The organism is Halocalculus aciditolerans (assembly GCF_014647475.1).
GTDB classification, from domain to species: Archaea; Halobacteriota; Halobacteria; order Halobacteriales; family Halobacteriaceae; genus Halocalculus; species Halocalculus aciditolerans.
Genome location: NZ_BMPG01000002.1, coordinates 409,647 through 421,218, shown reverse-complemented (window position 1 = coordinate 421,218; position 11,572 = coordinate 409,647). Strand labels below are relative to the sequence as shown.

Here is an 11,572-nt window from a genome sequence, read left to right as displayed (position 1 = left end):
CGGACGGTGGGACGAGGTGGGGCGAATTTGAGGTTGCCGACTCAGACGAGAAAAGCGTCGTTCGTCGGCATCCCTTGCTTGTTCGTCCCGACGTTTAAACCTATTCACCGCGCGGCGTCGCTCGGCGTCGGCGGCGCGCGGTCCGAGGATAGGTTCTTTAGCGGTGAGTCGCTAGGAGGGGTAGTGCGGCCAGAGTTCACGTCCCCAGAATCGGGTTACGGCGTCCGTATCGAGGACCCCATCGAGAACGCGCAGGCGGAACTCTACACGCCCGCTCCGGTCGCCGTCGACGCCGTCGGCGACGACGAGTTCTACTTCCCCATCGACGCCGCGGTCCGCTTCACGACCGAATCTATCGTCTACCCGCACCGCCACCGCGTGTACGTCCGCCGGCGAGACGGCGACCTCGTCGGGGAGTTCGTGCCCGGAGAGGACCCGCTCGAACTCCCCGACGGCCGGTACAACGTCGAACTGTCGAGCGCGCCCGTGAAGACCTACCTCCTCGTCGACGGTCGCCTCGACGTCACGGAGTCCGAACACGCCATCGAGTTCGACTTCGACGCCGACACGACGGTGCGCGTCGGCGCGCGCTCCTTCCACGAGTCGCCCGCGGGCACCATCACCGTCACCGACGACGTCGAGGACGTCATGCGCGCCGTCTCCCTCTTCGGCTCCAGCCTGAAGACGCTCTCTCCCGAGCGCTCCTTCCCCACCCTCCGCGGCCACCCGCCGCTCGTCGAACGCGGCGACGAGTTCCGCGCGCCCGCCGGCATCGAACCTCCGGACTCCGCCGTCGAGATTGCGGTCCCCGCCGACTACCGCTACGTCTACCCCGCCGTGCCGCTCGCCTTCTACCTCGGCGCGACCCTCACGCCGAGCGACGCCCCCGAACTCCGCCTCCCCGAGCGCACCTACGACCTGACCGCCGACGGCACTTACGAGGCGACGGTCAATCGTCTCCTCCGCCAGTTCGTCCTCTTCGACTGCGTCGTCAGAACCGAAGGCTACTACCCCGTCGACCTCGCCGAACGCGACGCCTTCGACGCCGCGACCGACCTCGACCCCGCCGCCCTCTACGACCTCGACCTCACGGCGCGCCTCGACCGCTACCTCGACGTCTCCCGCGACGCCGTCGCCGACATCCTCCCCGAGTGGCACCTCACCACCGACATCGCCCCCAGCCCCGAGCAGGTCGAACTGCTCCCCTTCCTCGCCAACGACCTCTCCCTCGTCCGCACGACCGGCACCGCCGCCACCGGCGACGCCCCCGAACCCGCCGACACCCAGTTCCGCACGCCCTCCGGCGAGCTCCTCGTCGACCCCGACCCCGTCGACACCCCCGAGCACGTCTGGGCCGCCCCCGGCTACCCGCTCGGCGCGAACAAAGCCAGCGTCGCCGCCTGCCGCCGCCGCCTCGACCGCACCCCGCCCGAGAAATCCTTCATCGAGATTCACATCGTCTGCAACGACGAACAGATGACCGCCGAGAGCGCCGTCGACGAACTCTACGGCCTCCGCGAGATGATCCAGTTCGACGTCAACGTCCACTACGAACTCTCACAGACCGAACTCGCCGACCTCCTCGAACGCGACTTCGACTTCCTCCACTACATCGGTCACGTCAACGAAGACGGCCTCCAGTGCGCCGACGGCTTCCTCGACGCCCACACCCTCGACGACGTCCGAGTCAAATCCTTCCTCCTCAACGCCTGCCACTCCTACGACCAAGGCCAAGCCCTCATCGAGAACGGGAGCTACGCGGGCGTCGTCACCCTCGACGACGTCGCCGACTCCATGGCGACGCGCGTCGGGAAATCGCTAGCGCGACTTCTCAACGCCGGCTTCACTATACGCTCATCCCTCGGTATCGTCCAGAATGAGATGTTCACCGGCGACCAATACATCGTGTTGGGAGACGGTGGGACAACAATTGTGCAGAGTCAAACGGGGATGCCCGCTTCCGTAGACGTTGCAAAAACGAGTTCGTCGGAGGTAATTGCGGAGTTTACGCCTCATCCGTCGCCCGAGGTTTCTGTTGGTGGTATTCTATCCATCATTGATGTGACTGATTTGAATTATCTCTCTCTCGGCACAATTGGGCCAATGAATCTCCAGCGGGACGAATTAGCCGCTGTGTTTCGTGAGGCCCTTTACCCGATTCACCTTGGCGGACAATTAGTCTGGAGCGACGAGGTGGACGCTAAAAACCTCCCGTAGACTTAGTTAAGGGCCGGCGACATGGTTAATTCCGGCAACACTGCCGGCCTGGCTGACGAGGAGAACCATTGTGAAGACGACGCCGATCATGCGCGGGTGTTCCGAGAGGAACGTGTTGAGGTCCGTCATAGTACACCTCAACGTACTGGTCGGCTCGCGGAGAATTTATCTTAATAATTGTGGGGTGACAGAGTTGAGACTAACGGCGGGGGCGTTACATGAGTGTAGAGGCCGTCGACGGATAGTGGTGTAGTTCGTTTTCGCGTGCGAGTCGAAGCGAACCGTCAAGTGGGACAACGAGTAGGGGAGAGCGACGGAGAGCGTGAGTACGGCGTGGTTCTCCCGTCCTTGCTAGCGCTACTCGTGCTATAAGACTTATGCAGGGAGTTAGGCAAAGGGGTTAAAACTATCGGTGTCATTGGTTAGAGTACGATGGTACGCCCGAGCCGGCAGAAGGAGCGGGAGTCCGAGGCGGCGAACGAGCGGCAGTCCGAGGAGGGGACGCGCCAATGCCCGGAGTGTGAGTCCGAGAACATCAGCCGGAGTGCGGACCAGGGAGAGCTGATCTGCGAGGACTGTGGTCTCGTGTTGGAGGAGGACAACGTGGACCGGGGTCCGGAGTGGCGGGCGTTCAATCACTCGGAGCGCCAGCAGAAGTCGCGGGTGGGCGCGCCGACGACGCAGACGATGCACGACAAGGGTCTCACCACCCAGATCGACTGGAAGGACCAGGACGCCTACGGTCGGTCCATCAGCTCGAAGAAGCGCTCGCAGATGCACCGCCTGCGCAAGTGGCAGGAACGAATCCGAACGAAGGACGCGGGCGAGCGGAACCTCCAGTTCGCGCTCTCCGAGATCGACCGTATGGCGTCGGCGCTCGGCGTGCCGCGCTCCGTGCGCGAGGTGGCGTCGGTCATCTACCGGCGCGCGCTGAAGGAGGACCTCATCCGCGGGCGCAGCATCGAGGGCGTCGCGACGGCGTGCCTCTACGCGGCGTGCCGGAAAGAGGGTATCCCGCGCTCGCTGGAGGAGGTCGCGGAGGTCTCCCGCGTCGACCAGAAGGAGATCGGCCGCACGTATCGGTACGTGGCACAGGAGTTGAGCCTGGAGATGGAGCCGGTGGACCCGAAGCAGTTCGTTCCGCGGTTCGCGTCCGAACTCGGTCTGAACGAGGAGACCATCGCGAAGGCGAACGAGATCATCGACGTCTCGGCGGAGCAGGGGTTGCTCTCCGGGAAGTCGCCGACGGGCTTTGCGGCGGCGGCGATCTACGCGGCGTCGCTGCTCTGTAACGAGAAGAAGACGCAGCGCGAGGTCGCCGACGTCGCGCAGGTCACGGAAGTCACCATCCGGAACCGCTACCAGGAGCAGATCGAAGCGATGGGCTTCCAGTAGCGCCGTCGGACTGCGGTTTCTCGTTCTCCGCGTTCGGTCACGCGCCCCTGCTCTTTCTGGGAGCGTTCGGTACGTTGACGCCGACTGCGAGGCGTTCTCGGTCGGGGGTTTCGTGAGATAGCGGCGGTGCCGGGGAGGGAACTGTTTCACAGCCGGGCACAATGTTTATGGACCAAACAGATGTACGTGAAATTAAATCGGTCGCGGCGTCGGCATCGCCGGCGACGCCGCGGTCACTATCTATCCATGTCACGTCACGCGACCTCGAACCCGCAGGCCGTCAGCGTCTCAATGCTCAAAGGCGGCGTCGGTAAGTCGACCATCGCCGTGAACCTCGCGGACCGACTGGCGGCCCGCGGGAACGACGTCCTCTTCGCGGACCTCGATCCGAACGGCCACGCCTCGATGGGGCTCGGGTTCAAGGACGCCTACCGGGACACCGACGAGCACCTCGGGAACGTCCTGTTCGAGGGCGGCGACAGCGGCCCGATGGACGTCGTCCACGACTCCGGGTTCGGGTTCGACGTCGTCCCCTCCTCGGCGAACTTAGCGCGAGTCGAGCGCCGCCTGCGGAACTCGATGTTCTCCGACGTCCGCCTCCGCCGGGATTTCGTCGACCCGCTCCTGAGCGGCGAGGCCTACGACTACGTCGTGACGGACACGCCCGCGTACCGGGGGGCGCTCGCCGACAACGCGCTCGTGGCGACGCAGAACCTCATCGTGCCGCTCACGCCGGGGCACGAGGCGCTCGCGGGCTTCGAGCGCACGCTCCAGCGACAGATAAAACCCGTCCGCGAGCAGATCGGTCTCGACATCCTCGCGGTCGTGCCGAACCGCGTGTCCGGGCGGATGGACCAGCAGAACCTCGACCGCGTGCTCGTCGAGGACCTGAACCGGAACTTCGGCGAGTTCGTCCCGGAATTCGCGCGCATCACGCCGGAGGAGTTCGACGCCATCGACGACGGCCGGCTCACCGACCTGCCGAAGCCCGGGCTCAGGGACAGAAAAGCGTTCACGGAGGCGTTCGGGGAGAACAAACCCGTCGCGCACTACGACCCGGAGAACGACGCCGTCGAGCACCTCGACGCGCTCGCCGAGCACGTCGTGGCGGAGGTGGGGCGATGAGCGAGAAGCCCGAGACGCCGCTCGGCGACCTCCGCGACCAGCTGGACGACGCGCGGGCCGACGACGCCGACGCCGCAGTGACTGAGGAGTCGGCTGACGGGCCGGCGTTCGAGTTCACGAACGACCTCCAGCGCTCCATCTACCCGCGCCCGGAGAGCTGGGAGGCGTTACAGGACGCCATCGACTTCGAAGTGAAGCGCCGGCTCGCCGAGCGCGACATCCGCGATTTCACCGGTCGCGAGGCCCACGACGCGATGGTGACGCTCGCCGCGGAGAACCCGGAGCGCCTCGCGGAACTCGTGCTCGACGCGCGCGGCTACGACACGGCGTAACGCCTCCGGAACCCGGCCGGTCTCCTTACTCGAGGTCGACGCGTTCGCCGCGTTCCGCGCTCTCGTAGAGCGCGTCGATGACGGCCATGTTCTCGACGGCTTCCGCGCCGCTCATCCGCGGCGCGCTTCCGGTGTCGACGGCGTCGGCGAACGCCTCGACTTCGCGCTCGTACTGGTCGACCGGGTCGAACGTTTCCGTCACTCGGCGACCGTCGGCTTCGTAGGTGAGTTCGGCGCGCTCGTCCGCGCCGGGCGTGAAGGCGTCGTGGACTTCGAGCCAGCCGTCCTCGCCCTCGACGCGGTAGTGTTCGACGGACTTCGAGTCGAAGCCGGCGGTGACGTTCGCGAGCGCGTGCGGGTAGTCGAGGACGCCCGCGACGTGCGTGTCGACACCGGAGTCCCGACGGTCGAGCGTGGAGGCGTGGACGCTGTCCGGCTGCCCGAGGAAGGTCCGCGCGACGTTGACGGCGTAGCAGCCGACGTCCATGAGGCTCCCGCCGGCGAGGTCGGGGTCGAGGCGAATATCGTCTGGTCGACCACCTAAGTTGAAGGTGAAGGTGGCGTTCACGCTGTGAATCTCGCCGAGTTCCTCGGCGGCGATTTCGACGGCGCGCTCCGTTCGGGGGTGGTGGCGGTACATGAAGGCCTCCATGAGCGTGACGCCGTGGTCCTCGCAGAAGTCGACCATGTGGGCGGCGTCGTCGGCGTCGACGCCGAGCGGTTTCTCGCAGAGCACGTGCTTCCCGGCTTCGGCGGCCTTCTCCGTCCACTCGCGGTGGAGTGCGTTCGGGAGCGGGTTGTAGACGGCGTCGACGTCGTCGTCGGCGAGGAGGCCGTCGTAGGAGCCGTAAGCAGCGTCGATGCCGAACTCGTCGGCGAGATCGCGCGCGCGGTCCCGGTTCCGGGAGGCGACGGCGACGAGGTCGTGGTCGCTCGCGGCAATCGCGGGCATGACGGCGGTTCGGGCGATGTTCGCGGTCGAGAGAATACCGAAGCGCATGCCCGGACGGTCGGCCGGGTGCGGGAAAAACGGTTCGGGCGTCTCGGAGGATTACGCGGCGGCGTCCGTCACGCGGGGATGTCGAAGGATTGCGGGCTCTGTTTGAGGTGCTCGTTCTCCCACTCGCGGCGGGCTTCGAGTTCGCGGCGGCCGCGGCGGGTGAGCGTGTAGATGTTCGTTCGCTCGTCCTGTTTGCCTTTCTCGACGAGGCCTTTTTCGACGAGGGTGTCGAGGTTCGGGTAGAGGCGGCCGTGGTGGATTTCCGATTCGTAGTAGTCTTCGAGTTCGTCCTTGATGTCGAGACCGTTCGGGTCGTCGAGGCCGGCGACGACGTAGAGGAGGTCGCGCTGGAAGCCGATGAGGTCGTGCATGATTTGGACACTCACTCGAATCTATAAAAATGTTCGTCTCCGGATACGACGCGGGTGCGTCGCGTCGCTTCGTCGGCGATGCGGCCACAAACCACTTTATTCCGGATACCGTTCCTTTCGAGTAGAACTTCGCATGCCCGAGACGCCGCTTTCCCGACGCCGCTTTCTCGCGGGCACCGCCACGGTCGGAGCGGCCACCGTGGGCGCGGCCGCCGCCACCGCCGCCGACTCCGGCGGCTGGGCGTCGGTGTCCTCACCGACCGGGAACGCCCTCTACGACGTCGTCTACGCGGACGGGCGACCGTGGGCCGTTGGCTCCTCCGGGAATCTCCTGGAGCGCGTCGACGGCTCGTGGCGCGTCGCGAGCGAGCACTTCGCGAAGAAGGACAAGACGCTCCACGCCGCCGCGACGACAGACGACGAGACGCGCGTCTGGGCGGCCGGAGCGAGCGGAATGGTCGGCTCCTACGACGTCGACACCGGTGAGTCGGTGAGCGAGAAGAAGCCGGTCGGGAACGGGAACACGTTCACCGACGTCGTCGTCGTCGGGGACGCGGGGAGCGAACGCGTCTTCCTCGCCGGCCCGTCCGGCCGGGTCGTCGTCGGGGAGCACGACGCCGCGGGCGAGCTGACGTGGTCGCTCTACAGGACGGGCGGCGGCTACGCGGTCAACGGCCTCGACTTCCGCTCGCGGGACGTCGGGTACGCCGTCACGGACGGGAGCACCGTGTTCAAGACGACGGACGGCGGGCAGTCGTGGAAAGCCATCGGTATCCCGAACGCGCAGGTGCCGCTCTTCGACGTCGTCGCGCGCGACGAGTCGGTCTACGTCTCCGCCGGGAGCGGCCGCTTCTACCGACTCGACTGTGCGTGTAACCTCTGGACGCCGTTCAAGACCGGGTCGGAGCAGGTGTCGGCGCTCACGTACCGGGGCGACCGGTTCCTCGGTGTCGGCGGGTCCGGCCGCGCGTACCGGAAGACGAACACGGGATGGACGTCGGTCGAGACGCCGACGGGGAACCGATTGAACGGCGTCGTCCCCGGCGAGCGCGACGATCCGGCGCGCCCGAGCGTCGCCGTCGGCGACAGCGGCACGATTCTCGAACAGTAGTCCGACCCCGCTTCCGTCCGGCGTTCATTTTTACTTTCCGAACAATCCACAGTTAGTCCATTAATCTCTCAGGTGGCCATAAATTCCTTTAGTTGCGGTGCTGTTTCGAGTAGTAGGTGAGCCGATAATGGCTGATATGCCCGCATCACGGCGAACGTTCTTGAAAGCGGCTGGCGGTGCAGCGGCTGCGACGGCAGGTGGCGCGGTTTTAGCCACGGGAGGCCTCGCCGCGTCGTCCAGCGGCTGGACGACCGTCGAGTCTCCGACGTCGAAGACACTCTACGGTGTAAGTGACACGGTCAACGGTCCTGTCGCCGTCGGGAAGACCGGGAACATCCTGCACCGGAAACCCGAGGCGGGCACGTGGGAGCTCGCGTACTCACACGGCCCGCAGACGCGGAACAACTCGCTCCGCGCGCTGGCCGTGACGGACGACGGGAAGCGCGTCTGGTTCGCCGGCGGGTCCGGTGCGCTCGGCGCGTACGACGTCAACAGCGGCGTCAAGTACAACTACTCCGCGCCGAACGAGATGACGTCCACGTGGGAGGGGATCACCGTCACGGGGAACCGCGAGAGCGAGACCGTCTACGTGACGAACGGCTCCGGAGAGGTCGTCAAGGGGACGACCGACGACGAGGGCTGTGTCACGTTCGGCAGCCCGCAGAAGCCGGGGAGCGGGTCGAACGCGGCCGCCATCGACTTTCAGGAGTCGAAGACGTCGACGGGGCACGTCATCGACACGTCCGGGAACGTCTTCGAGACGACCGACGGCGGGGAGAACTGGAAGGACGTGGGAATTCCGAACGCGCAGGTCATCTTCTACGACGTCGTCAGCTACGTCAACAGCGACGACGAGCAGCGCGTGTTCGTCGCGGGCGGTGACGGCCACGTCTACCGCCTCGACTGTACGTGTAACGTCTGGACGCCGCTCAAGCTCGGCGGGAAGAGCTTCCGCGGCATCGACCAGGTCAACGCCGGCACGAAGATCGCGGTCGGCGCGAACGGCTCGATCTACGAAGCGCCCGCCGGCGGCTCGTGGAGTGAGGAGGAGAACGTCCCGGTCTCCTCGACGCTCTACGAGGTCGCGCTCGGCGACCACTTCAGCGGCGGTCCGGACGTCATCGTCGGGAACGGCGGCACGATCCTCGAACGCTGACGCCGCGGTCGGCGGATAGTTTTATTCGTGGCGGACTCATTGTAAGAATCATGTCTGGGGGACCGTGTAACTCGGGTGGACGCGATGAAGGCTGACACGTGGACAGCGAGAACGTCGCCGACCGAGGAGACGCTCTACGACGCGTCGATGACGTCTCACGGCCCCGTCGCGGTCGGCGACGACGGTGTCGTCGTCGGGAAATTCGGCGACGAGTGGGAGGTCCTCGTCGAGGCCGGGCCGTCGGTGTCGAGTAACGACCTGACCACCATCGACGTGACACACGACGGCACGCGCGTCTGGTTCGCGGGGTCGTCGGGCGCGCTCGGCTGCTACGACGTCGACCAGCGCTGGAAGTCCGACTACTCCTTCCCGATCGAGAAGACGAGCACGTGGGAAGCCATCGCGGTGAACGACGTCCGCGGGAGGGAGGTCGTGCGCGTCGCGAACGGCTCCGGCGAGGTGTTCCCGTTCCGCGTCAACGGCCGGAAAGGCCCGGAGTGGGGAGAGCCGGTGAAGCCCCACTCGGGGTCGACGATCCCGGCGATGGACGCCGGACCGGACGGCACGTGGTACGCCGTGGACACGTCCGGGAACGTCTTCGCCGACGACGGCGGCGGCTGGGAGCGCATCGGCGTCCGGAACGCACAGAAGGACTTCTACGACATCTACGCCGACGAGAGCGGCATCCTCGTCGCCGCCGAGGAAGGCGTCATCTACCGCTACGAGCCGACGGCGGAGAACTGGACGCCCATCAAGGTCGGCTCGGAGAACCTGATGGACATCGCGCGGACGCCCGACGAAGTCCTCACGGCCGGCGGGGCCGGAACGGTGTTCTCGCGGTACCGCGGCGGTGAGTGGCGGCGCGCCGAGACGGCGACCGAGCACAACCTCTGGGCGGTCGCCGTCGGGGACACGGACGTCGCCGTCGGCGAGAGCGGTGCCATCATCGAGCGGACGGACGCCGCCGAGCCGAAACGCCACGAGGACTTCGGCGACGCCCGCTGGAAGGCGTTCGACGAGAAGTACCTCGGCCTGAACGGCCCGGAGAACCTCGACAACTGGGTGGACCCCGAGGACGAACCGGTCGTCTCCCCTCCGAAAGAACCCATCGAGGACGACGAACCCGACGTCTCCTGGGAGGAAGCGACCGAGTGGGGCGAGATGCCCGGCGACTGGGAGGAACCCGAAGAGGAGTCCGGCGACGAGTGGCGGAGTCGCGACGAGCTGTTCGGGTCGAACGAATCGTCCGAAACCACCGACGGGGCGACGCCCGAATCGTCGGCGTCGCCGACGCCCGAGGCGAACGAATCGAATAACTCGGACGAGTCGACCCCCCTGGCGGCCGACGTCGGCGACTCAGCGCGCGAAGCGCCGACGCAGAACGCACAGTCCGAGTCGAACACCGAACCCGAGACGGCCGAAACAGCCGAACCGGCTGAACCGGCCGAATCCCCCGAAAAGGATGCGTCGACCCCGTCCACGGACGGCGCAGGTGAGCCGCGTGACGCCGCCACCGACGATGCGGCGGCCGAGGCGGCGTCGGACGAAGACGACGAGGAGTGGCCGGACGCCGCCGAATCCGACGCCGACACCTGGTACGACGGATAACGCCTGACCCGGTTCGGACGACGGGTCGGTCAACGGTTCGAGCCGGTTCGGACGACGGGGCGATCAACGGTTCACTCGGCGCAGTCGGTGCGGACTGTTCGCTCGGTTCGTTCGAGAGATCGGCAGTGGCGAGTCCGCGCTCGGCGTGGGGTTAGTCGAGGCTGGTGTGCGCGGACTGCTCGTTGAGCGCGAGGTTGGCGGCGATTTCGGCGTTCCGCATGGCGTACTGTGCGGTCTGCTGGAGGCTGACGAGGACTTCGCGGACGCGGAGGAGCTGTTCGTTCTCCATCTCCGGGAGGTCGGCGAGGATGTCGCCTTCGCGGTCGCCGAGTTCGGCGAAGAGCTCGCGGACCTCGACGGTTTCGTCGTAGTCGCGGTCGACGACGGCCTGCACGGATTTCGCGGTGATCTCGTCGACCTGGTCGGTGAACTCGCGGATGCGGCGCATCGTGGCGGAGTCGACGTCGAGGGTGTGGCCCTCGGTTTCGAGGACGATTTCGGCGATGTCTTCGGCGTTATCAGCGGTTAATTCGAGGTTCTTGGCGACGGAGCGGTAGCCGATGAGGGGGAAGTTGTCGTCGAGGCCGACGGCGCGCGCGAGGTTCGGGTTCTGGTAGGCGGTGAAGATGAGGCGGAGGAGGAGCACGAAAATCTTGTTCGCCTGGCGTTCGCGGTTGAGCGCGCGCTGTGCGAGGTCGGGGTTGCCGTGCGCGAGCGCTTTCACGGCTTCGCCGCGCATCGTCGAGCCGGTGTTTTCGAGGCGCTCTAAGAGGTTGTCGAGCGTGAAGTCCTCGGGGTCGACGGAGCATCGAATGGTGATGCGTTCGGGGGTTTCCTCGATGACGCCGAGGCCCATGAGCTGGGTTTCGGCCTTGTAGACGGCGTTGATGTGCGCGGAGTCGAGCGTCTCCTCTGCGGTCACGTGGATGATGCGCCGGCCGAGGACGTACTGGCCGACGATGGCGCGCTCGACGGAGTCGGCGTCGATGTCTTCGACGTGAATCGTCGCTTCGGTGTCCTCGCCGCGCGCCGACGCCGGCGTCACCGTCAGCGGGCCCTTCCCGGACTCGCGGACGGTGACCTCGTCGCCTTTCTCGACGTTCTGCTCGCGCGCCCACTCGGCCGGTAGCGTCATCGCCAGGGTCGACGGCCCCAGCCGCTGTACCTTACGCGTTTCCATGGTGTACCAGTAGCAACCCTACACCCTTAACGTTGCGCTCTAGTAATAATACTCACTAAGGATGACTGGGTCGCGGG

At 66.3% G+C, this 11,572-nt stretch carries 11 protein-coding genes; 7 read left to right on the top strand and 4 right to left on the bottom strand.

Translation table 11 applies throughout. The features are described 5' to 3' along the window. Positions 1-183 precede the first annotated feature (183 nt). A complete protein-coding gene (locus tag IEY26_RS08760) occupies positions 184-2,217 on the top strand; it encodes a hypothetical protein (RefSeq protein WP_188978004.1) in 2,034 nt (677 codons plus the stop codon). 6 nt (positions 2,218-2,223) lie between these two features. Here IEY26_RS08760 and IEY26_RS17665 read toward each other — a convergent pair whose 3' ends face one another. After that, the gene (locus IEY26_RS17665) at positions 2,224-2,346 is read right to left on the bottom strand and encodes a DUF7503 family protein (RefSeq protein WP_268239804.1); all 123 of its coding nucleotides are present in this window, start codon (positions 2,344-2,346) and stop codon (positions 2,224-2,226) included. 303 nt (positions 2,347-2,649) lie between these two features. On the opposite strand from IEY26_RS17665, the gene IEY26_RS08755 reads away from it, so the two are divergent. From IEY26_RS08755 to IEY26_RS08745, 3 genes are all read left to right on the top strand, one after another. Continuing rightward, on the top strand, positions 2,650-3,612 hold the full coding sequence (locus tag IEY26_RS08755; protein WP_188978002.1) for a transcription initiation factor IIB: 963 nt from the start codon (positions 2,650-2,652) through the stop codon (positions 3,610-3,612). A 246-nt stretch (positions 3,613-3,858) separates the two neighbouring features. Beyond that, positions 3,859-4,737 (top strand): ParA family protein, encoded by an 879-nt coding sequence (locus tag IEY26_RS08750; RefSeq protein ID WP_229773993.1) that lies wholly within the window; start codon positions 3,859-3,861, stop codon positions 4,735-4,737. Further along, positions 4,734-5,069, top strand: coding sequence for a hypothetical protein (locus IEY26_RS08745; protein WP_188978000.1), 336 nt, complete (start codon positions 4,734-4,736; stop codon positions 5,067-5,069). The genes IEY26_RS08750 and IEY26_RS08745 overlap by 4 nt, the downstream gene beginning before the upstream one ends. Before the next feature lie 25 nt (positions 5,070-5,094). Here IEY26_RS08745 and IEY26_RS08740 read toward each other — a convergent pair whose 3' ends face one another. Both IEY26_RS08740 and IEY26_RS08735 read right to left on the bottom strand, forming a co-directional pair. Then, the gene (locus IEY26_RS08740; protein WP_188977998.1) at positions 5,095-6,069 is read right to left on the bottom strand and encodes a Gfo/Idh/MocA family protein; all 975 of its coding nucleotides are present in this window, start codon (positions 6,067-6,069) and stop codon (positions 5,095-5,097) included. Between the two features lie 68 nt (positions 6,070-6,137). Next, complete coding sequence (locus IEY26_RS08735) at positions 6,138-6,440, bottom strand: PadR family transcriptional regulator (protein WP_188977996.1); 303 nt, start codon at positions 6,438-6,440, stop codon at positions 6,138-6,140. 133 nt (positions 6,441-6,573) lie between these two features. Here IEY26_RS08735 and IEY26_RS08730 point away from each other — a divergent pair, with 133 nt between their 5' ends. The 3 genes from IEY26_RS08730 (at position 6,574) to IEY26_RS08720 (ending at position 10,315) form a co-directional block, all read left to right on the top strand. Beyond that, on the top strand, positions 6,574-7,551 hold the full coding sequence (locus IEY26_RS08730; RefSeq protein ID WP_188977994.1) for a WD40/YVTN/BNR-like repeat-containing protein: 978 nt from the start codon (positions 6,574-6,576) through the stop codon (positions 7,549-7,551). A gap of 127 nt (positions 7,552-7,678) precedes the next feature. After that, positions 7,679-8,707, top strand: a complete 1,029-nt coding sequence (locus IEY26_RS08725) for a WD40/YVTN/BNR-like repeat-containing protein (RefSeq protein ID WP_188977992.1) — start codon at positions 7,679-7,681, stop codon at positions 8,705-8,707. Between the two features lie 84 nt (positions 8,708-8,791). Then, positions 8,792-10,315: a hypothetical protein gene (locus tag IEY26_RS08720; RefSeq protein WP_188977990.1), complete on the top strand. Its 1,524-nt coding sequence runs from the start codon at positions 8,792-8,794 to the stop codon at positions 10,313-10,315. 151 nt (positions 10,316-10,466) lie between these two features. Here the strand turns inward: IEY26_RS08720 and IEY26_RS08715 are convergent, their stop codons facing one another. Continuing rightward, on the bottom strand, positions 10,467-11,495 hold the full coding sequence (locus IEY26_RS08715) for a phosphate signaling complex PhoU family protein (RefSeq protein WP_188977988.1): 1,029 nt from the start codon (positions 11,493-11,495) through the stop codon (positions 10,467-10,469). Between the last annotated feature and the right edge of the window lie 77 nt (positions 11,496-11,572).